At 65.7% G+C, this 17,899-nt stretch carries 27 protein-coding genes and 1 pseudogene; 9 read left to right on the top strand and 19 right to left on the bottom strand.

The window, feature by feature from the left end; genetic code table 11:
* Positions 1–2: 2 nt before the first annotated feature.
* The 13 genes from RH90_RS07090 to RH90_RS24745 form a co-directional block, all read right to left on the bottom strand.
* Positions 3–416 carry a GapR family DNA-binding domain-containing protein gene (locus RH90_RS07090; RefSeq protein WP_010184763.1) on the bottom strand — a complete coding sequence of 138 codons (414 nt, stop codon included), beginning with the start codon at positions 414–416 and terminating at the stop codon, positions 3–5.
* Positions 413–688: a hypothetical protein gene (locus RH90_RS07085; protein WP_010184762.1), complete on the bottom strand. Its 276-nt coding sequence runs from the start codon at positions 686–688 to the stop codon at positions 413–415. The genes RH90_RS07090 and RH90_RS07085 overlap by 4 nt, the downstream gene beginning before the upstream one ends.
* Positions 685–1,863, bottom strand: coding sequence for a CHC2 zinc finger domain-containing protein (locus RH90_RS07080; RefSeq protein ID WP_010184761.1), 1,179 nt, complete (start codon positions 1,861–1,863; stop codon positions 685–687). The genes RH90_RS07085 and RH90_RS07080 overlap by 4 nt, the downstream gene beginning before the upstream one ends.
* Before the next feature lie 80 nt (positions 1,864–1,943).
* Positions 1,944–2,198: a hypothetical protein gene (locus RH90_RS07075; RefSeq protein WP_198283392.1), complete on the bottom strand. Its 255-nt coding sequence runs from the start codon at positions 2,196–2,198 to the stop codon at positions 1,944–1,946.
* Positions 2,198–2,638 carry a hypothetical protein gene (locus RH90_RS07070; RefSeq protein ID WP_010184759.1) on the bottom strand — a complete coding sequence of 147 codons (441 nt, stop codon included), beginning with the start codon at positions 2,636–2,638 and terminating at the stop codon, positions 2,198–2,200. The genes RH90_RS07075 and RH90_RS07070 overlap by 1 nt, the downstream gene beginning before the upstream one ends.
* Positions 2,635–3,201: an MT-A70 family methyltransferase gene (locus RH90_RS07065; protein WP_010184758.1), complete on the bottom strand. Its 567-nt coding sequence runs from the start codon at positions 3,199–3,201 to the stop codon at positions 2,635–2,637. Before RH90_RS07065 ends, RH90_RS07070 begins: the two co-directional genes overlap by 4 nt.
* A gap of 29 nt (positions 3,202–3,230) precedes the next feature.
* Positions 3,231–3,863, bottom strand: coding sequence for a hypothetical protein (locus RH90_RS07060; protein ID WP_010184757.1), 633 nt, complete (start codon positions 3,861–3,863; stop codon positions 3,231–3,233).
* 211 nt (positions 3,864–4,074) lie between these two features.
* Positions 4,075–4,365 (bottom strand): hypothetical protein, encoded by a 291-nt coding sequence (locus tag RH90_RS07055; protein WP_157134538.1) that lies wholly within the window; start codon positions 4,363–4,365, stop codon positions 4,075–4,077.
* 159 nt (positions 4,366–4,524) lie between these two features.
* The gene (locus tag RH90_RS07050; RefSeq protein WP_010184754.1) at positions 4,525–5,166 is read right to left on the bottom strand and encodes a hypothetical protein; all 642 of its coding nucleotides are present in this window, start codon (positions 5,164–5,166) and stop codon (positions 4,525–4,527) included.
* A complete protein-coding gene (locus tag RH90_RS07045) occupies positions 5,163–5,849 on the bottom strand; it encodes a hypothetical protein (RefSeq protein WP_157134537.1) in 687 nt (228 codons plus the stop codon). Before RH90_RS07045 ends, RH90_RS07050 begins: the two co-directional genes overlap by 4 nt.
* Entirely contained in the window at positions 5,839–6,135 is a 297-nt protein-coding gene (locus tag RH90_RS07040; protein ID WP_010184751.1) for a hypothetical protein, read from the bottom strand. The genes RH90_RS07045 and RH90_RS07040 overlap by 11 nt, the downstream gene beginning before the upstream one ends.
* Positions 6,132–6,605 (bottom strand): phage regulatory CII family protein, encoded by a 474-nt coding sequence (locus tag RH90_RS07035; protein WP_010184749.1) that lies wholly within the window; start codon positions 6,603–6,605, stop codon positions 6,132–6,134. Before RH90_RS07035 ends, RH90_RS07040 begins: the two co-directional genes overlap by 4 nt.
* Entirely contained in the window at positions 6,602–6,856 is a 255-nt protein-coding gene (locus RH90_RS24745; RefSeq protein WP_442852469.1) for a carph-isopro domain-containing protein, read from the bottom strand. The genes RH90_RS07035 and RH90_RS24745 overlap by 4 nt, the downstream gene beginning before the upstream one ends.
* Between RH90_RS24745 and RH90_RS22025 the strand changes: the two genes are divergently transcribed.
* From RH90_RS22025 to RH90_RS06995, 9 genes are all read left to right on the top strand, one after another.
* A complete protein-coding gene (locus RH90_RS22025; protein WP_157134536.1) occupies positions 6,752–7,702 on the top strand; it encodes a S24 family peptidase in 951 nt (316 codons plus the stop codon). The genes RH90_RS24745 and RH90_RS22025 overlap by 105 nt on opposite strands.
* A gap of 101 nt (positions 7,703–7,803) precedes the next feature.
* Positions 7,804–8,082 (top strand): hypothetical protein, encoded by a 279-nt coding sequence (locus tag RH90_RS07020; protein ID WP_157134535.1) that lies wholly within the window; start codon positions 7,804–7,806, stop codon positions 8,080–8,082.
* Complete coding sequence (locus RH90_RS07015) at positions 8,079–8,663, top strand: hypothetical protein (RefSeq protein WP_010184744.1); 585 nt, start codon at positions 8,079–8,081, stop codon at positions 8,661–8,663. Before RH90_RS07020 ends, RH90_RS07015 begins: the two co-directional genes overlap by 4 nt.
* Complete coding sequence (locus RH90_RS23350; RefSeq protein WP_157134534.1) at positions 8,660–8,818, top strand: hypothetical protein; 159 nt, start codon at positions 8,660–8,662, stop codon at positions 8,816–8,818. The genes RH90_RS07015 and RH90_RS23350 overlap by 4 nt, the downstream gene beginning before the upstream one ends.
* Positions 8,815–10,812, top strand: coding sequence for a DNA cytosine methyltransferase (locus tag RH90_RS07010; protein ID WP_010184743.1), 1,998 nt, complete (start codon positions 8,815–8,817; stop codon positions 10,810–10,812). The genes RH90_RS23350 and RH90_RS07010 overlap by 4 nt, the downstream gene beginning before the upstream one ends.
* Entirely contained in the window at positions 10,809–11,216 is a 408-nt protein-coding gene (locus RH90_RS07005) for a hypothetical protein (protein WP_010184742.1), read from the top strand. The genes RH90_RS07010 and RH90_RS07005 overlap by 4 nt, the downstream gene beginning before the upstream one ends.
* On the top strand, positions 11,200–11,619 hold the full coding sequence (locus RH90_RS07000; protein WP_232280323.1) for a hypothetical protein: 420 nt from the start codon (positions 11,200–11,202) through the stop codon (positions 11,617–11,619). The genes RH90_RS07005 and RH90_RS07000 overlap by 17 nt, the downstream gene beginning before the upstream one ends.
* Positions 11,568–11,900 carry a helix-turn-helix domain-containing protein gene (locus tag RH90_RS24740; RefSeq protein WP_081476885.1) on the top strand — a complete coding sequence of 111 codons (333 nt, stop codon included), beginning with the start codon at positions 11,568–11,570 and terminating at the stop codon, positions 11,898–11,900. Before RH90_RS07000 ends, RH90_RS24740 begins: the two co-directional genes overlap by 52 nt.
* Complete coding sequence (locus RH90_RS06995; protein ID WP_010184740.1) at positions 11,792–12,886, top strand: tyrosine-type recombinase/integrase; 1,095 nt, start codon at positions 11,792–11,794, stop codon at positions 12,884–12,886. Before RH90_RS24740 ends, RH90_RS06995 begins: the two co-directional genes overlap by 109 nt.
* A gap of 152 nt (positions 12,887–13,038) precedes the next feature.
* On the opposite strand, the gene RH90_RS06990 is transcribed toward RH90_RS06995, so the two are convergent.
* The 6 genes and pseudogenes from RH90_RS06990 to RH90_RS22505 form a co-directional block, all read right to left on the bottom strand.
* Entirely contained in the window at positions 13,039–14,001 is a 963-nt protein-coding gene (locus RH90_RS06990) for a hypothetical protein (protein ID WP_157134532.1), read from the bottom strand.
* Positions 14,002–14,218: 217 nt separating this feature from the next.
* The gene (locus tag RH90_RS06985) at positions 14,219–15,727 is read right to left on the bottom strand and encodes an NAD(P)(+) transhydrogenase (Re/Si-specific) subunit beta (RefSeq protein ID WP_010184737.1); all 1,509 of its coding nucleotides are present in this window, start codon (positions 15,725–15,727) and stop codon (positions 14,219–14,221) included.
* Positions 15,728–15,840: 113 nt separating this feature from the next.
* A pseudogene (locus tag RH90_RS06980) lies at positions 15,841–16,109 on the bottom strand (proton-translocating transhydrogenase family protein).
* A gap of 9 nt (positions 16,110–16,118) precedes the next feature.
* Complete coding sequence (locus tag RH90_RS22510) at positions 16,119–16,496, bottom strand: endonuclease domain-containing protein (RefSeq protein WP_037493174.1); 378 nt, start codon at positions 16,494–16,496, stop codon at positions 16,119–16,121.
* Between the two features lie 101 nt (positions 16,497–16,597).
* Positions 16,598–17,719 (bottom strand): NAD(P) transhydrogenase subunit alpha, encoded by a 1,122-nt coding sequence (locus tag RH90_RS06970; protein WP_010184734.1) that lies wholly within the window; start codon positions 17,717–17,719, stop codon positions 16,598–16,600.
* A 2-nt stretch (positions 17,720–17,721) separates the two neighbouring features.
* Positions 17,722–17,850: an aa3-type cytochrome c oxidase subunit IV gene (locus RH90_RS22505; protein ID WP_081476884.1), complete on the bottom strand. Its 129-nt coding sequence runs from the start codon at positions 17,848–17,850 to the stop codon at positions 17,722–17,724.
* Positions 17,851–17,899: the final 49 nt, after the last annotated feature.

Below are 17,899 nucleotides of genomic sequence, written 5' to 3'. Positions count from 1 at the left end.
CGTCATGATTCGCGCGCCGCCTTCGCGGCTTTCGCCATCGCGACTGCCGTGCGCGCGCCCTTGCGCTTGCGGGAGAGGTTGGCCTCGAGCTGATCGTTCGGTGCGAAGACGGCGAGCAGCGCACGATCGCGCGCACTGTCCATCATTTCGTCGAATGACGCCGCCTTGGCATCGACGACGCCGCGGTAGAGATCGAAGATCGTCTCGGCATCGTCGACCTTGTCGCGGCCGTGCTTGTCGATCTTGCGCAGCCAGGCGACGACCTCACGGATCTTCGTCGGCTCGAAGCCCGCAGCCTTCGCTTCCTTGCAAACCTCGCTGATATCGGACTGCAACTCCCCGATCTCGTCGGCGAGCACCTTCACGCGGTCGATGAACGCCTTAAGCAGCGTTTTGGATTGGCCTTCGTCGTTCATTTTTCGGCACCGTAACCCGCTGCCAGCAAACCCTTCGCGACAAGATGCCAAACATGCAGCGCGAGCCGCGCATGGCCCGTTACCCGCCCTTCACGCTGGACAGTATTTGCCTTCAGCGCGCGATCGAGCGCTTGAGCTGACCGGCCACGCAAGGTCCGGATGCGGTAATCCCCGCGGTTCGCGGTGCCGCCAATGTTGTCGATCGTCATGCGCGCCAGCTCTGTCTTTCGACCGTCGACCGCAGACCACAGCTCCACTTTCACCACGATCACTTCGCGCCCTCCCGGACGGCATCGTTGAAATCTCGCCCCATCGGCGGCCGCACCGCCCGCACGCGGCAACCGGCAGCGCGCCATGCGTGCACGAGCAGCGCCGCGCACAAGGCGGCGCGCTCGCCTGTCGAGATTGATCGCCGCACGACAGGCCCGCGCCGCTGCTCGATCACCGGCACACCGAGCCAAGCACCAGTGCGCCGGTCGCGCGGCCCGCGAAGCGGTTTCATATCGGCGTCGATCAGGCCGACGACAGGGCCGCGATGCGGGAACGCGACCGCAGCGCCGCGGTCGGGATCTGGCTGCGGATCGAACAGCGGCAGGGCGCCTTTGATCAGGCGTGCGTGGCCCTGCAGATTGTCGAGCGACAAAACCGCCAAGCCGCACGCCAAAGCCTCGGCACTGCCGAGCGACATACCGGACAGCACAGTCTCCAGCCCTTCGCCGACGAACAAAGGCACATCGACATCGTAGCGACCGAGGACGATGCACCCGCCGGCCGCTGTGCCGAGCATCTTACGATCGGGATACGCCGAGCCGTCCTGGCGGGCTCGCACCATCTTACCGCTCAGGTCGGGCGCGAGGAACGTGACGTGCACCCCGATCGGCGTCCAATCGGGGGCATGACGGATCAGCGCGGCCATCGCGGGCGCGTTCGGCACGCTGTCGGGCTTGCGGGTCTCTTCCCATGCGGAGATCGGTGCAGATCCCAAAAACCGAATATCGGCAAAGCGCGCGTCTGTTAGCATCGCTTCCGGCACGCCGCGGGATCGGAAATACACGCGGATCGCGTCATGATCCGGGCGAGCCTTGCGCCATATGTGCCGACCCATCGTGACGGAGTCGACCATCGCCCGTTCCGGACGGCGACGTTCCACCTTTTCGCGCTTCACCGGCTTAGGGGACAGCCCGTCCAGACCATGCTCGCTTTCGAGCCGCTGCAACGCTTCCATGAAACTAAGCTGGAAGAAGTCCTGGACGAACTTGAGTGCGTCGCCGCCCCAACTGCAGCCCCAACATTGCGCGCGCGCCGGATAGACCGTGAAGCTATCCGACTTCGAACCGTGGAACGGACATTTGCCGCGAGGGTTCGCGCCCCGCCCCAAAGGCACCACGCGTCCGACGACATCCGCCATGGCGATCTGATCGCGGACGGCATCGACGCGACGCCGCAAAGCGTCGTTCGACAGGTTGGAACTGGAAGACAACGTAGCACCCCCGAAAATTGCTTTAGATCAATCGCGCCTGCCAAGGTTCACGGCGGCGCGGCGCCCGCTTCGCCCGTCACGCGGACGACATTCCAGCCAGGCGGATGCTCGGTCAGCCAGTTCGACGCATCGATCGACGCGTTTGCCTCGAGACGTACCGAGCGCTGCGCGCGGGCTGTGTTGATGCGGTTGCGCAGATCACCGGGCAGGCGATCCCAGCACGACTGGCACACTGCGTGCCAGCGGTCTCGGGCGTTCCCGCAGCCTGACACCGGGCAAGGAAAGGTGCGACTCTTCATCATCACTGCACCGACTCGACCGTGCAGCGCGGGCCATCCGCGTGGAAGATCACCAGCACGTCCGGTTCATTCCAGCCGAACGCGATATTCTCGACGCGGTTGTCGCCGTCCGAATTTTCGTCGAGCCAGGTACGCAGCTCGTCCATGTCCCCAACGATGCTGTCAGCATCCCAGCCCATTCCCCGTCCCCAGCGCACGGCGATGAAGTCGGGCGTGATATCGCGATCAAACGCCCAGCCGTCGTCGGTTCGAGTGGCGACGAGGTCGGTCGCGGACATCCGCAGCACCGATGCCTTGAAGCTCGCACCGTCCGCAGCTGACTGCGGCCGGTGCCATTCGTGATCGGGCTTCGACAGCCATTTGGCCCAGCTGTCGAGCGTGGGGTCGCAGGGTATGATCTCGTCGGAATAGTCTTCGAGATAGTAATAGGTCACGTCGGTCACGCCGCATCCTCCCCGTCAAACTTGGACGATTCGTTGCCCCACGCGGTCCAGCCCGGCCGCGAGCTGCGGGCAAACAGTTCGCAGCGCTCGGCCACGCCGCGCTCGGGCCCGCCGAGCAGCTGCTCGATGTCGGTGCGGACGCGATCGGGCTTGCGGCTGTGCTCGCGGATCGGTTCGACGATAAGCTGGCGGACCGCGCAGCTGGCGCGTTCCATCCGGCCCATCATGCCGAGCAGGCAGATCTCTGGGTTGGCGCGGGTCCAGTAGCCCGTGCCCATGAAATAGCCCTGCCCGCTCTTGTTGAGCTTCGCCCATTCGAACGCGACGGTGACATATCGGAAGCCCCAGCGCCGCAGCGCCTCGAAGCCACGATCGAGCAGCGGATCGACACACCACAGGAAGATCGCGCAGTCCGGCGCGGCGAGATCGCCGACCGGCATGGCGATGATCTCGTCGGCCGTAATGGTGTCGTAATGCTGGTTCGGGTTGCGCCCCTCCCCGGCTTCCGACCAATTCTCAAAGCCCCATGGCGGATCGGCGAGGATCACGTTGTGCCGGAACATCGGCAGCGATCCGAAAGGCCATGCTCGAGTCATGTCGGCATACCCACATGCTTCCGCGAAAGGGCGGTGAGGGCATGCAGCGCTCGCAGTTCCTCCATGCGAACATAAATTGGGACAACGCGATCACCTGGTAACCGGTCGTTTCCAATTGGCAGGATCTTGGCAACGGCATCCGCCAGACCGGCATTATCGGGGGACTCCACCATCCCCTGGACTGCCCCCTCGCACATAGCGGCAAGTGCGGCTTCCGCAGCGTCCGCGAGCGCGGTTTCACGCCCGATCAGGCTGGTGCGGTACGCCATCGATCTCTTGATCTCGATCAGCGTCTCCAGTTTCGGCCGCAACTCGTCGCGCCACACCACGGCTGGCGATGCCGCGCGCGCGGTGATGCCAAGAAGGTCGGCGATCTCGTAGAACGCGGTCGTATAGCTCTCAGCGGCGTCGAAGCGGGCGGTGTGAGCGAGGCGCTTCCGGTCGCTTGCGATCTGCGCCGCCGACTGCCGCAGCAGATCATAGACCACGTCGCCCAGATCGGTCGGCAACGGGTTAGCGCACGCTAAATCGGCAACGGTGCCGAGGCGCTCGATCAACGCAGCACGCCGCGCGTCCTGCACCTGCATCACATCCTCGCTCATCGGCGCGGCTTCGGGCGGGGTCTTCATCACGCACGCCCCTCGCGGTCGCGCGCGCCAAATGACTGCAGATCGGTCATGTCGCGCTCGACGGCGTCGCGCCATCGGGTGGGCTTGAACACACCCGGAGATGCCCGCGGTTGCTCCTCCACCTGAAGGATCAGCTTTCCGAAAAGCGAAACCCTATGGCGAGTTGCGCCAGTGAGGGGCTGGCCGTGCCAAGCGAATCGTGCCGGAGCCATCAGGCGTCTCCCTTCATGATTTCCAGAAGGGCTGCGCGCACGCCGACCGGGTCCGAGTCCTCACGGTGCAGCCCGATCGCGATCATGTCGGCAAAGGCCTTCGCCCAACCCTTCAAGGCGGTCGCTTCCCCCACGTCGATCCGGCCCTTCGACACCCACGCGTCGATCGCGCTGGCGTAGCTGCGTGCCAACGCCAGCACGCCCGCGCGCTCGGCGACGATCGTCTCGCGCTCGGTTTCGAAGATGACCGTCGCGCGCTCGACCTCGGCGGGGGTGAGTTCATCCGGCATTACGAAGCCCGCCGCGGCGAATGGCATTCGGGGCAGCAGCGCTCGACGCCGAACAGCGCATCGAATTCAGCGCGGCGACGCTCCCGCCACTCGCGCGCCCAGGCGAGCCCGATATGGCGCTCGCAACGCGCACCGAAGCGCCCCCCCCCAGCCGATCCGTCATGCCGAAATCTCCTCGAGCCCGCGCGAGATCGCGCGCATCAGCGTTGCGCCAGCCGGTTCACCGCTGGCGCGCGAAGCCTTCACCACCGCCGCCCACAGCTCCGGCCATGCCGAGCGAACGCGCGCGATCAGGTCACCCGGCGTCTCCACCAATCCGGTCGCGAGGACCTCGGCCGGTGCGGCGTCGACCGGAAGCGCATGTGGAACCGGCATGCGATGCGACCCCATGCGCGCGGTCGATCTACGCTTCACCGCCGCCTCTGCCTCGGCTGCAGCGATCGCCGCGGACGAGGGCCTTGCGGGGGCAATGCTGGCTGCCCGCGCCTGCTGCAGCGCTGCGGCTCCGGCGTATCCTCTGGCCATCAACGCCGCGGCCTCTTTCGGCGCGGACGGCGCAAGCCAGCCGCCGCCCGGCTTGGCTGCACCGGGACACCGGCTGGGGTTCGCTTCGATGAAACCCCGCACCCGCTTGACGGTGCGCTCCAGCGGGTGGGCGGCATGTTGGATCGACAGCAGCGTTTGCTCGGTAATGCCGCTCGAGCGCGCGAATTGTGCTTGGCTGCACCCAACCCGCACGCAATAGGAGCGAACCTCCGAATACAGCATCGGGCCGGTCGGCCGGGGATCGATATCGCTCACAACCCAACTCCCGTCTTGGCGCCGCTTTCGAGGATCTCGATCTGCCGAAGGGCGAAGTCCTCGTGCCAGGCGACGGCGATCATGTTGGCCTCGGTGAGCTTCGCGATATGCTTCGAGGCTGCCTTGCCGCCCCGCACCCCGATCAGCGCCGCGAGATGCTCGTTGCTCGGGCACCGCGCGCCATCGTCGGCCATGCGGGCGAGCACCTCGAACAGCAGCCGCGTTTCAGGCGGCAGGGTCGTGCTGATCGGCACGAGCCGCGCCTTGTCGAACGGCAGCGTCGTCCGGCGCGCGGCGTAATCGAATAACGGATCGCCCGGCGCGTGACGCGTGCGGCGCAGATGGATCAGCCCTTGCGCCATGAGCGTCATCGCGCGCGCACCGACACCGCGCGGGACCGATTGACCACGTGCATAGACGCACATGCGATCGGGTAGCGCCTGCTCGACCCAACTGCTCAAGCCGTCAGCCGATGCGGCGAACGGCCCGGCCGTCGATATCAGACACTGCGCGCCATCGAACGGACGATGCTGGTGATAGGCCTCCTGCCCCATCACCGGCCTGCCGCAATGCACAGCGGCCGACGCGACGCGCGGGGGGAACACGTCGCGTCGGCACGCGCGGACTGCCGGGTGACGGCCCGCGCGCTTGCTGACTGGGAAACCTTGGAGATCATGCGGCATCGGCCATCCCGGCCGAGCGCTCGGCGATGGCATCGAACCACCCGCCCGCCGCCTTGCGATACCAGTCGAGCGGCGTCATCGCGCGCTCGGTCCGCCACACGAGATCGGTCAACAGGATTTCGCCGGGCAGCATCGAGCCGTCGAGCAGCCGGGAAAGCTGGATTGCCTCCACATGCAACCGCCAAGCGGCAACATGGAGATCGCCGCGACACTCGCGCCCGACCCAATTGGCCAACCGGCGCGCGCCTTCGTTCGGAACGCACGCCACGAGGTGCATCTTCATCATCGTCCACCCTCCGCTTCGATTGCTGCGAGCACGGCGTCGAGCTGCACCGCGACTTCGATCTGTTCGCGCACCTGCTTGCGCGTCTCGCGCGCCTCGGTCGGCGTCACGACGTGGTCGGCGAGCGCCGCGCAGATCGCGCTGGCGATGTCGCCGCCTTCCTTGGTCAGCTTGGCGAGCAACAGCAGCAGGTCGGTATCGCTCGGCAGCGATTCGGGCAGACGTACCAAGGCGAAGCCCAAGCCTGCCGCCAGCGCGCGGGTGACGTGCGGCCAGCCATCGCGGTCGCGCGCGAGGGGTTCCAGATCCTGCACGACGTCGATCGCAACGAACGTGGAGGGGCAACCCAGCGACTGGTTCTCGCTCAGCACCGTCTTGCTGACCCGGCAGAACATGGCCGACGTTTCCAGCCCGCCGCAGCCCTTGATCATCTCGGCCGTTGCGATCTTGATGGCGATGCGTTCGGGCTTCACAGCGTCACCGCCGGGGCGGAAATTTCGCCGATCTTTCCGGATGACGCGTCAGCAAGCTCGGCACTATCTGCTGCTATGCCCGGCTCGCGCACCTCGATCGGGACGAAGTCAGCGGCGGTTAGAGATACGCCCAGATCGGAGGCAGCTTGAATTACGCCAGCCCAATGGGAGACCGGCACGCGGTCACGATCATGCCACCCCTGCACGGTGGTATGGCTGGGATGCTTAAGCGCCGCGGCAAGCGGGCGAATGCCGCCGATGCGTCGGATTATTTGCGCGTGGGTTTCCATAACCCGGACGTACGTTCACAACGTACGTCCGTCAACGGTGAAAACGTACGGCCTGTCTGCGATACTGTGGACATGGAAAATGAAACGGTCGGCACCAAGCTGGTTGCCTTTAAGGCTCGCTCGGGCCTCAGCCTGGAAAAGATCGCGATCGCTATGGGCCTGAGCGGCCGATCGAGCGTGCAACGCTTATTCGTGCCACATTTGGATAAGCTCTCCGCGGAGGATGCTTTCAGGCTGGCCGATGCCTTGGAAGGCTTAGGAACGCCGCCGATCGAAAGAGCGGAAATCACCGCACTCGCTGGGCTTCCAAATCTGTTCGAGGTCGCGCCGAACCCAGCGTTAGCGCCTCGCTATCTTGACCTGCCCCGCGACGTTCCTGTCTATGGCACCGCAATGGGCACCTACCGCGACGATGAAAACAATCCTGAGATAGAACAGGCCTTTGTGGACCCCAGCGAGACAATCGACTGGTTCAACCGCCTGCCGGCTTACGCGAACCGCGAAGGCATCTACGGTCTCTACGTAACCGGATCGTCCATGGAGCCGAGGCTTGACGAAGGTGATCCTCTATATGTGGACCCCAAACGAGCGCCCCAAATCGGCGACGATGTTGTCGTCTATCTGATGCGGACCCTCGACGACGATCATGAACCCGAAGCGGTGCTGGTGAAACGCTTAGTTCGGCGCAGCGCGACCTTCGTCGAATTGGAGCAATACAACCCCCGTCTAACCTTCACGCTGGAACTGCGACGAATCAAGGCTATCCATCGCGTCATACCGCGGCGTGAGCACAACGGCGTGCGGTAGTACGCCAACAGCGTACGATATAATTTGATGAACGTACGTCGTGAACGTACATCGCCTTTTCCCTGGTCGCTCGCGTGGTGCGAGACGGGGCGGAGGCGATCATGCAAACCACCGATCACGCGCGTTCCCCATTGGCCACACCGGCCCACTACACGCCACCGCTCTGGGCGACCGCGGCGAATGACCGCACCTTGATGCGGACGGTCGGACCGAAGCCGCTCCCCCCGTTCGACCTTCCCGCGCCGACCGCGCCGCTCGTCACGGTCGAGCATGACCCGATCTTTCACTGGATGGATCGCGCGACGCTTGGCGTCATCGTCCTGCTCGTCCTGTGGATGGTGCTGCAGTTCGCGGGCGCGTGGATCGGCGGTCGGCTGTGAGCGATCCCCGCATCAAGACTGCGAAGGGTTCGACGATCCTTCTTCACAGCGGCCACTATTTCGATTTGCTCGATCCGGCTTCGAGCCGCTTCACGCTGGGCGATATCGCGCAGGGCCTCGCCAACACATGCCGGTTTACCGGGCAGTGCCGGCGCTTCTACTCTGTCGCCGAGCATTCGTGGCATGCCAGCTTCCTTGTGCCCGAGCGGCTCCAGCTCGCTGCCCTCATGCATGATGCCGCCGAGGCGTTCATCGGTGACGTGACCCGGCCGCTCAAGCAGCTCCTTCCCGAATATCGCGTAATCGAGAAGCGCATCGAAGCCGTGATTGCCGAGCGCTTCAAGTTGGGCCGCGACTGCGATGATCCGGTCGTGAAGCATGCCGACATGCAGATGCTCGCCGCCGAGCAAAAGGCTTTGATGCCAGCTACAGGCGGCGAGTGGACGATGCGCGCGAATATCCCTGTTCCGACCATCGAGTTTCGCCACTGGTCGACGATCGAGGGCAGCGAGCGATGGCTGCACCGATTCTCGGTCCTGACGGGCAGCATGGTGGTCAGCGATCTGGAGTGGGCGCTGTGATCCGTCATCTTATCCCCCACATCGCTATCGGCGGCTGGATCGGCGCCGCGCTGACCCGCGACGACTGCTCGAGAGAGGACGAGGTCGAAGGGCGGACACTGGTCATCCAGTGGCTCGGCCTGATGATCGAAATCGGCATCGGAGCGATCCGATGAACGGCCTCATCATCGACAATTTCGCGGGCGGCGGCGGTGCATCGACCGGCCTCGAGGCCGCATTCGGCCGCCCGGTCGACGTGGCGATCAACCACGACGAAGCAGCCATCGCGGTGCACGCCGCGAACCATCCGACGACGCGGCACCTGTGCCAGTCGATCATGTCGATCGACCCACTCGACGCGACCGAGGGTAAGCCCGTGCTGCTCGTCTGGTTTTCACCCGACTGCAAGCACCACAGCAAGGCGAAGGGCGGCAAGCCGCGCGACAAGAACATCCGCGACCTCGCGACGATCGTCCCGCACTGGCTCGAGCGCCTCAAGAAGGCAACGCCAGGCGGGCGCGGCGCGCCGCTCGTCATCATGCTCGAGAACGTCGAGGAATTCCGCCAATGGGGTCCGCTCGACGCCGACGGCATGCCGATCAAGGAACGCCGCGGTGAAGAGTTCAAGCTCTGGGTCGCGCGCATCAAGCGCCAGGGCTACAAGGTCGAGTGGCGCGAGCTGCGCGCGTGCGACTATGGCGCGCCGACCAGCCGCAAGCGCCTGTTCCTGAACGCGCGGCGCGACGGCATGCCGATCGTCTGGCCCGAGCCGACGCACGGCAAGCCGGGCTCGCCCGAGGTCCTCGCTGGCACGCGCCTGCCATGGCGCACCGCCGCGGAGTGCATCGACTGGTCGATTCCCTGCCCCTCGATCTTCGACCGCAAGCGCGACCTGAAACCCGCGACGTGCCGCCGGATCGCGGCGGGCGTGATGCGCTACGTCGTCAACAGCGCGCGGCCGTTCATCGTGCCGATCACGCACACCGGCGGCGTTCGGGTGCACTCGGTCGACGACCCGCTACGCACGATCACGACGGCGAAGCGCGGCGAGCTGGCGGTCGCGGTGCCGCACATCGCCACGCTCGCCAATCGGGACAAGCCCTTCACCGGCGCCGACGAGCCCATGCACACAGTGGTGGCGACGGGCTGCCGCAAGGCGTTGGTCGCGACCACGCTGGTCGGCGTTGGCGGTCGGCGCGGTCAGAGCGCGCCGATCGGCGTCGACGTCCCACACCCCACAATCACGACAAAAGCCGATGGCGCGATTGCCGCGGCGAGCTTGGTCAAGCTGCGCAATCACAGCGACGGCGAAGATCCCGCCGCGCCGCTCGGCACCGTCACGTCTGGCGGGCTGCACCACGGCATCGCCGCGGCGACCATGATCAGCGTCGACAACACATCGACCCGTGCCAGCCGCTCGTTTGACGTTGAGGATCCGCTGCGCACCGTGACCACGGCGGGAGGCGGACATGCATCCGTCGCCGCGTTCCTCCACAAGTACCGCCCCAACAGCGACGGCGCACCGGCCGATGACCCGATGCCTACCGTCACCGCGAACAGCTTCGTCAAGCGCGGGGGTGGCGCGCCACCACTCGCCATCACCAGCGCGCATCTCGAGCAGGCCAACACCGGCATGGTCGGTCATGACATGCGCGAGCCGCTCTCGACGATCGTCGGCAAGGGCTGCACGCAACGCCTGATCGAGACGACGCTGATCGAAGCCGACGCGCTCCCGGCCGAGATGATGGAGCGCGCCGTGCGCACCGCCGCATTCCTCGTGAAATACTACGGCACCGACGGCGAGAACGAAGCGGCGCAGGTCCAGTCGGTCGATCGGCCGATGGACACGATCACCGTGAAGGCGCGCTTCGCCGTCGTGACGGTGACGATCGACGCGGTCACCTTCGTGCTCGTCGACATCGGCATGCGCATGCTCGAGCCGCGCGAGCTGGCGAACGCGCAGGGCTTCCCGGCCGATTACATCCTCGCGCCGGTCTGCTGGTACCAGACCGATCCGAGCAAAAAATACCCGAACGGCCAGCGCAAGTATGGACCGCTGCCGAAGTCGCATCAGATCGCGAAGATCGGCAACAGCGTCTGCCCCGTGATGAGCGAAGCACTTGCTCGCGCGAACTGCCTCGGCTCGGCCGTTTTGGCGGCTGCGGCATGAGACCGCGCCTGGCGGACGAGCTGCAGCTGCTCGCAGATGCTGCCGCTCATCTGCTTGGCGAGCGCGAAGCGAAATATCCCGCGATGGTGGCGGCGGGGAAAATGTCTCAAGCGGACGCCGACACCGGCACCCGCACTATGCGCGCCGTTGCCGAGCAGTGGCGTGCCATGGTCGACGGCACGCCCGCGCCAGACCGCTGCGCATGCTGCGGCGGCGCTAGCTATCGCGAACAGCGGGATACGCTGATCGCCGCGAGCTCGCGCACCGCTCAGATTGCAGCGAACGCGCCCGACGATACACGAAAGGCCGATCGCGCCGCGGCGGTCGCGGCACTGCTTTGGCACGCCGAGACCGCCCTCGCCGCCGAGCGCGCTTGCTGGAGCGTCCATGCGCAAGCAGCCTGATCCGACGCCCGCAGCAGCCTTGTTACAAGGCTGCTCTGAGAAGGGCCACAACCGCATGCCGGGTCAGCAGGCCGGCGACTGGCCGCCTCGGCACTGCCCAGAGTGCATGCGGCTCTTTGAGCCCAAGGTGTCCAACCAGCTCTTCTGCAGCCCGGCGCACAACGCAGACTGGAACAACCGCGCCACCAAACGCGGCCGTGTGCTGACGCCGCTGGCAATGGTCGCCCGCATCACGCGCAATGGCACTCGCGGAACGCCCGAAGCGCGCGCGGCCGGCAAGCGGGCTTCGTCGCAATACAACGCCTTGGTGCAGCGCTACCGGGACGAGGATCGGAAAGACGAACGCATGGAATGGGCGGCGTTCATGATCCTGCGGTACGATCATGGGTTCGACCCGCTATGACGTTGCTCACCCCTGAGGAAGCGGCCGAGCGCATCCACGTTTGCACGAAGACCTTGCGCCAGCTGCGGCGCGAAGGTCACATACGCTACGTCGCCATCACCGATCGTGTGATTCGGTACCGGCCTGAGGACTGCGACGAGTTCATCGAAGGCCGGGTTCGGAAGGCCCCAGAATGTCCGTCTACAAGCCGAAAAACTCGCCGTACTTCCACTTCGACTTCGTCTGGAAAGGTCGTCGCTTTCACGGCTCGACAGGCTGCAAAAGCAAGCGCGCGGCGGTAGCGCACGAAGAGATCGAACGTGCGAAGGCTCGAAACGGCGGAAACCTTCATCCGCCGATCACGCTTGATGAAGCCTGCGGTCTCTATCAGGACAAGGTCGAAGAGCAGCCCAGCTGGGTTGATACCGAGCGCATGATGAAAGCGCTGATCGCAGGCCTCGGCGGAATGCATCTGCTGTCGGAAATTACGCAGCGCGACCTGCTTGCCTTGGTCGCGAAGCGCCGCGCCGGCCGCGTTAATTCCTCGGTCAACCGCGAGATTGAGGTGTGGCGGGCTGTGTGGCGGTGGGCAAGCAAGGCTCGGTACGACGTCGGCGACATGCCGGACTGGGGTGCGCTGATGCTGAAGGTCAACCGCACCGATCCGCGCGAGCTGAGCGCCAGCGAGGAAGTCGCGCTGTTCGGCGAGATCCGGAAGGACCTGTTCGACTTCTGTCAGTTCGCGCTGAAAACCGGATGGCGGTTGAGCGAGGTGATCGGGCTGCGCTGGACCGACCTCGACATGGCAAACGCATCGGCCGTGACGCGGATCAAGGGCGGCGATTTCGTCAAGCGCCCACTGACGCAGGAAATGGTGATCATCATTGCCAACCAGCCGCGCGTCGACCTCATTCCGAACGTCTTCACGTACGTTGCCGTCCGGACGAAGCCGCGACTAACAGACAAGCTCGGGCGCATTCATCCAGTGCGCCTGAAAGGGCACCGCTACCCGATGACCGAGGGCGTGCTCGCCAAGCCGTGGAAGGCGGCGAAGCTTGCCGCCGGCGTCGAGAATTTCCGCTTTCACGATCTCCGCCATACGCGCGGCACGAGGATCTTGCGCGCAACCGGTAATCTTGTCGCCGCGAAGGAGGCGCTTAAGCACCGCTCGATCAAAACCACGCTGCGCTACGCCCACGCCAGCGACGACGACATCCGCCAAGCATTGGATGCCAGCGAGTCCCGGACTATCCCCGAAGCCCGGCCTATCCACGCACGAAAAGCGTAATGATTTAAATAGGATGGCCGGTCGCGACGGCGCGCCGTGTAAACGAGACGCTCTACCAACTGAGCTAATCGCCCCGACCGCATTTTTCGCGCCGGTCCTGCGCGCCTGCCATTCATCGCGGCGGATGGCAAGCGGTGACGTTAGCCAACCCGCTAGGCGATCGCCATCCCCGCCGCGCGCAGCATCGCGAAATAGGCGCGCATGCCTGTGCTCGCGCGGCGCGACAGCCCCATGAAGGCGCGGCGGCGGTCGAACGGATCGGGGCGGCGCTCGAACAAGCCCGCCTCGGTCATCCGCGCGATCCAGCGCAGCGCGGTTGTCGGTGCGACCGCCGCGGCGATGCACAGGCTCGAGACCGAGACCTGCGCTCGCTCCAGTTCGGCGGCAAACAGATCGAGCAACATGTCCCACGCCGGATCCTCGAACAGCCCGGCGCCGAAATGCTGGTCGCGCAAGCGCCGTGCGCGAATCGCCTGACGGATATCGCGCGCGGCGAACTCGACTCGCCCGAGATCGGCCGGCGTGGCGCGATACGCCATCGTCGGCTCTTCGACGCCCGGACCAAAGCCCTGCTCGATTTGCGGTGCGGCGCCGTCGCGAGTCAGCCGGGCGAGCGTCTCGGCGATGCGCGCGACTTCTTCGTGGAAACGGCGCAGGCGTGTCGCCTCGTTTTCGCGCACCACGTCCTGTACGCTGTCGTCATGCCGGCAGCCGGCAAGGCACAAGGCGACGACCCGGTCGGCCTGCGTCGGCGCGCACAGCAGATCGACGCCGGGTGCGGTCAGCACCCCCGCGATCACATCGATCTGGTTCGGGTCGAACGCCGCGACGATGCGGATGTCATTGTTTCGCGCGAGGCGATCGAGCAGCGGCAGCACGGGATCGAGCAAGGCATCGTCCACCCCCGCGGCTTCGGCGAGGACGATCGCGACGGTGCCTTGCTGGTCGAAGCGCGCGCGCGCCTCATCCCAGCCGACGCGTGCGAGCAACCGTCCGTGCGCTGCGGCAACGGCTTCGGCGGCGGTCGGCGCCGTCGCCGCGTCGGCGATGACCAGGACACCGGCAGCGGCAGCGCCATGATCGTTCCATTTCGCCGCTAGCTGCGTTGCCGTCATCTCCGCCTGCCCCCCGACCGTCCGGCGGATGCCGTGACGCAATCCGCAAAGTACGCATTCCTCCGAAATGGGGTAGCGCAAGTCCCGCCGATTCGGGGTGACTTTCGCAACGGTCCCGCTTGAACTCCGCAATCGTCGCCGAAATGGACGCGATCGAACCGAGCGGCGAGCGGCGCATCGCTCCGATGTGGCGGCGGGTTCGAAGCGCGCGCGCCGGCTATTCGATCGCCTTGACGATCTCCTCGACCATCTTCTTGGCGTCGCCGAGCAGCATCATCGTGTTGTCCATGTAGAAGACGTCGTTATCGACCCCGGCATAGCCGACCCCGCCCATCGAACGCTTGATGAACAGCACGGTCTTGGCCTTTTCGACGTCGAGCACGGGCATGCCGTAGATCGGCGAGCTCTTGTCGGTCTTGGCCGCCGGGTTGGTGACGTCGTTGGCGCCGATCACGAAGGCGACGTCGGTCTGCGCGAATTCGGAATTGATGTCTTCGAGCTCGAACACATCGTCATACGGCACATTGGCCTCGGCGAGCAGCACGTTCATGTGGCCCGGCATGCGCCCCGCGACGGGGTGGATCGCGTATTTCACGCGGACGCCGTGTTCCTTCAACTTGTCGCCCATCTCGCGCAGCACGTGCTGCGCCTGGCTCACCGCCATGCCGTAGCCGGGGACGATGATGACCTGTTCGGCCTGGCCGAGCAGGAAGGCGGCGTCCTCGGCCGACCCGCGCTTCCACGGCCGGTCGGTCGCCGCCGCCGCCGTGCCGCCCGCGCTGTCGCCGCCGAAACCGCCCGCGATCACCGAGATGAAGCTGCGGTTCATCGCCTTGCACATGATGTAGCTGAGGATCGCGCCCGACGATCCCACCAGAGCGCCGGTGATGATCATCGCCGTGTTGTGCAGCGTGAAGCCCATCGCCGCCGCCGCCCAGCCCGAATAGGAATTGAGCATCGACACCACGACCGGCATGTCGGCGCCGCCGATCGGAATGATCAGCAGGAAGCCGATCACGAAGCTCAGCACCGTGATCGTCCAGAAGATCCACGGGCTCTGGTCCTGCGTGAAATAGGCGATCAGGCCGAGGATCGCGGCGAGCACGCCGAGATTGATGACGTGGCGCCCCGGCAGCATGATCGGCTTGCCGCCCATATTGCCGTTGAGCTTGAGGAAGGCGATGACCGAGCCCGAGAAGGTGATCGCGCCGATCGCGACGCCGAGACCCATCTCGATCCTGCTCACGGGGAAGATATAGGCAAGCGGCGTGCCGGTGTCGGAGACAAGCATCTGCGCGATGCCGAAGGCGCCCGGATTGAGATAGGCGGCGCATGCGACGAGCACTGCGGCAAGCCCCACCAGCGAGTGAAAGGCCGCGACGAGCTGTGGCATGTCGGTCATCGCGATCCGCCGCGCCGTAGTAACCCCGATCACCGCACCGATCCCGATCGCGACGAGGATCTCGGCGATGGTCACGCCGTCGATATGCGACAGCAGCGCGACATAATCGAAGCCGGTGTCGGTCGTCCCGACCGCGAGCGTCTGGATCGTCGGCGCATGGGTGACGAGCGTCGTCACCACCGCGATGGTCATGCCGATGATGCCCATGCGGTTGCCGCGCTGCGAGGTCGCCGGGCTCGACAGGCCGCGTAGCGCGAGGATGAAGCACACCCCCGCGACGAGATAGGCGAGCGATGCCCAGGGATTGACCGTCAGATGTTCCATAGCGCTCAACCCGTCCCCATTCCGTTTCCGTCATGCCAGCGAAAGCTGGCATCTCTCCGTCGCTCGCGTGCGCCCGGAGCCGCACGAGACCCCAGCTTTCGCTGGGGTGACGGTCAGTGCTTCGCCGCCGCCGGCGCCTTCTTCTTGTACATCGCCAGCATCCGCGCGGTGACCGCGAAGCCGCCGAAGATGTTGACGCTCGCCAGCACCACCGCGAGCAGCCCGAGCCATTTCGACGTAGCGCCCCGACGATGATCACGCTCGAAATCGCATTGGTCACCGCCATCAGCGGCGTGTGCAGCGCCGGCGTGACCGACCAGACGACGTAATAGCCGACGAAGCAGGCCATGACGAAGATCGAGAGAATCGAAATGAAGTCCATGGTCTTTCCTTAATCCTCCCCGGCACGGGGAGGGGGACCATTCGCCACTTCCGGCGAATGGTGGAGGGGGCGGGCACCGTACGCAACGATCGCGTCCGCCGCAGCGTCCAGATCATTCAAGATACGCTGCGCCGAGACGTGAACGACGCGGAACCCGTTTTCCGAAATGAATGCGTCTCGCACAGCATCCCGCATCGGCCGATCAGCGCGATTATGGCCTTCGCCGTCAATTTCGATCACCGTCTTCATCGCGGGACAATAGTAATCGACGACGTACGGACCGACGGGATGCTGGCGGCGGAATTTGAGACCGGCGTGTTTGCCGCGCAGTCGCTGCCACAGCAGCGCCTCGGGCAAGCTCAGATCGCGCCGCAATCTGCGCGCGATTGCGACCTCGGGGCGAAGCGCGCGCGGCCCGCCCCCTCCACCCTTCGCTGAATGCTCAGGGTCCCCCTCCCCGTTCCGGGGAGGACCAGGGCTCGGCTCAATCACCCCAACAACCGCGCATTGACGACCTTGCCGCCCTGCGTCAGCCGGATCGCATCGCCGATCTCGGCATCGAGCACCGGCTTGCCGGCCTCTTTGTCCCAGAAGGCGTTGAGGAAATTGTACAGGTTGCGCGAGAACAGCGCCGACGCATCGGCCGCAAGCCGCGAGGCCACGTTGCGATAGCCGACGATCGACACGCCGTTGACGACCACGACTTCACCCGCGACCGCACCCTCGACATTACCGCCAGCCTCGACCGCGAGATCGACGATCACCGAGCCCGGCTTCATGCTCGCGACCTGCGCCGCCGATATCAGCCGCGGCGCCGGACGCCCCGGGATCAGCGCGGTCGTGATGACGATGTCCTGCTTGGCGATATGCCCCGAGACGAGCTCGGCCTGCGCCGCCTGATATTCGGGGCTCATCTCGCCGGCATAGCCGCCCGAGCCTTCGCCCTCGATCCCCGCGACATTTTCGACGAAGATTGGTTTGGCGCCGAGCGACTGGATCTGCTCCTTGGTCGCCGAGCGCACGTCGGTCGCCGAGACCTGCGCGCCCAGGCGCCGCGCGGTGGCGATCGCCTGCAGCCCCGCGACGCCGACGCCCATCACGAACACGCGCGCCGCCGAAACGGTGCCCGCCGCGGTCATCATCATCGGGAAAGCGCGGCCATAAACGCCCGCGGCATCGAGCACCGCCTTGTAACCGGCGAGGTTCGACTGCGACGACAGGATATCCATCGACTGCGCACGCGTGATGCGTGGCATGAACTCCATCGCCAGGGCCTCGAGTCCGGCAGCGGCATAGCCGTCGATCCGTGCGCGATCCGCAAACGGGTTTAGCCCCGCGACCAGCCAGGCGCCGGGCGCGACGCCCGCCAGCGCGTCGGCCGACGGGCCCTGCACGCCCAGCACGATCTCGGCCCCCGCGAACGTCGCCGCGCGATCGGCGACGGTCGCGCCCGCAGCGGCATAATCGGCGTCGGCAATCGACGCAGTCTCGCCCGCCCCGGCCTCGACCGCGACGCTCGCACCGAGCGCAATGAACTTCTTGACCGTCTCCGGGGTCGCGGCAACGCGGCGCTCGCCCTCTACGGTTTCGCGGAGGACGGCGATCTTCACGCCTACTTGCCCGAGACCAGCCACACCACCACGAAGGCGATGATAAAGACCGCGACGGCGCCATATTTCATGACGTTCATGACCTTGTCGTATGTCGCGCGGTGGACCTGCATGTCGTTGTCGGCAGCCATCGTTCCATCCCCTGCAAGACGGGGTAGTCCCCCGGTTCAGCCAACTGCT

The sequence above is a fragment of the Sphingomonas sp. PAMC 26605 genome (assembly GCF_000241485.1).
GTDB lineage: Bacteria > Pseudomonadota > Alphaproteobacteria > Sphingomonadales > Sphingomonadaceae > Sphingomonas.
This window is presented reverse-complemented; position numbering and strand designations above follow the sequence as displayed.

Coding starts and splice junctions, on each gene's coding strand:
- RH90_RS07090 (WP_010184763.1), bottom strand. CDS start 416: ATGAACGACGAAGGCCAATCCAAAACGCTGCTTAAGGCGTTCATCGAC.
- RH90_RS07075 (WP_198283392.1), bottom strand. CDS start 2,198: ATGATGAAGAGTCGCACCTTTCCTTGCCCGGTGTCAGGCTGCGGGAAC.
- RH90_RS07065 (WP_010184758.1), bottom strand. CDS start 3,201: ATGTTCCGGCACAACGTGATCCTCGCCGATCCGCCATGGGGCTTTGAG.
- RH90_RS07060 (WP_010184757.1), bottom strand. CDS start 3,863: ATGAAGACCCCGCCCGAAGCCGCGCCGATGAGCGAGGATGTGATGCAG.
- RH90_RS07055 (WP_157134538.1), bottom strand. CDS start 4,365: ATGCCGGATGAACTCACCCCCGCCGAGGTCGAGCGCGCGACGGTCATC.
- RH90_RS07045 (WP_157134537.1), bottom strand. CDS start 5,849: ATGCCGCATGATCTCCAAGGTTTCCCAGTCAGCAAGCGCGCGGGCCGT.
- RH90_RS07040 (WP_010184751.1), bottom strand. CDS start 6,135: ATGATGAAGATGCACCTCGTGGCGTGCGTTCCGAACGAAGGCGCGCGC.
- RH90_RS07020 (WP_157134535.1), top strand. CDS start 7,804: ATGCAAACCACCGATCACGCGCGTTCCCCATTGGCCACACCGGCCCAC.
- RH90_RS07010 (WP_010184743.1), top strand. CDS start 8,815: ATGAACGGCCTCATCATCGACAATTTCGCGGGCGGCGGCGGTGCATCG.
- RH90_RS07005 (WP_010184742.1), top strand. CDS start 10,809: ATGAGACCGCGCCTGGCGGACGAGCTGCAGCTGCTCGCAGATGCTGCC.
- RH90_RS07000 (WP_232280323.1), top strand. CDS start 11,200: ATGCGCAAGCAGCCTGATCCGACGCCCGCAGCAGCCTTGTTACAAGGC.
- RH90_RS24740 (WP_081476885.1), top strand. CDS start 11,568: ATGGGCGGCGTTCATGATCCTGCGGTACGATCATGGGTTCGACCCGCT.
- RH90_RS06995 (WP_010184740.1), top strand. CDS start 11,792: ATGTCCGTCTACAAGCCGAAAAACTCGCCGTACTTCCACTTCGACTTC.
- RH90_RS06990 (WP_157134532.1), bottom strand. CDS start 14,001: ATGACGGCAACGCAGCTAGCGGCGAAATGGAACGATCATGGCGCTGCC.
- RH90_RS06985 (WP_010184737.1), bottom strand. CDS start 15,727: ATGGAACATCTGACGGTCAATCCCTGGGCATCGCTCGCCTATCTCGTC.
- RH90_RS22505 (WP_081476884.1), bottom strand. CDS start 17,850: ATGGCTGCCGACAACGACATGCAGGTCCACCGCGCGACATACGACAAG.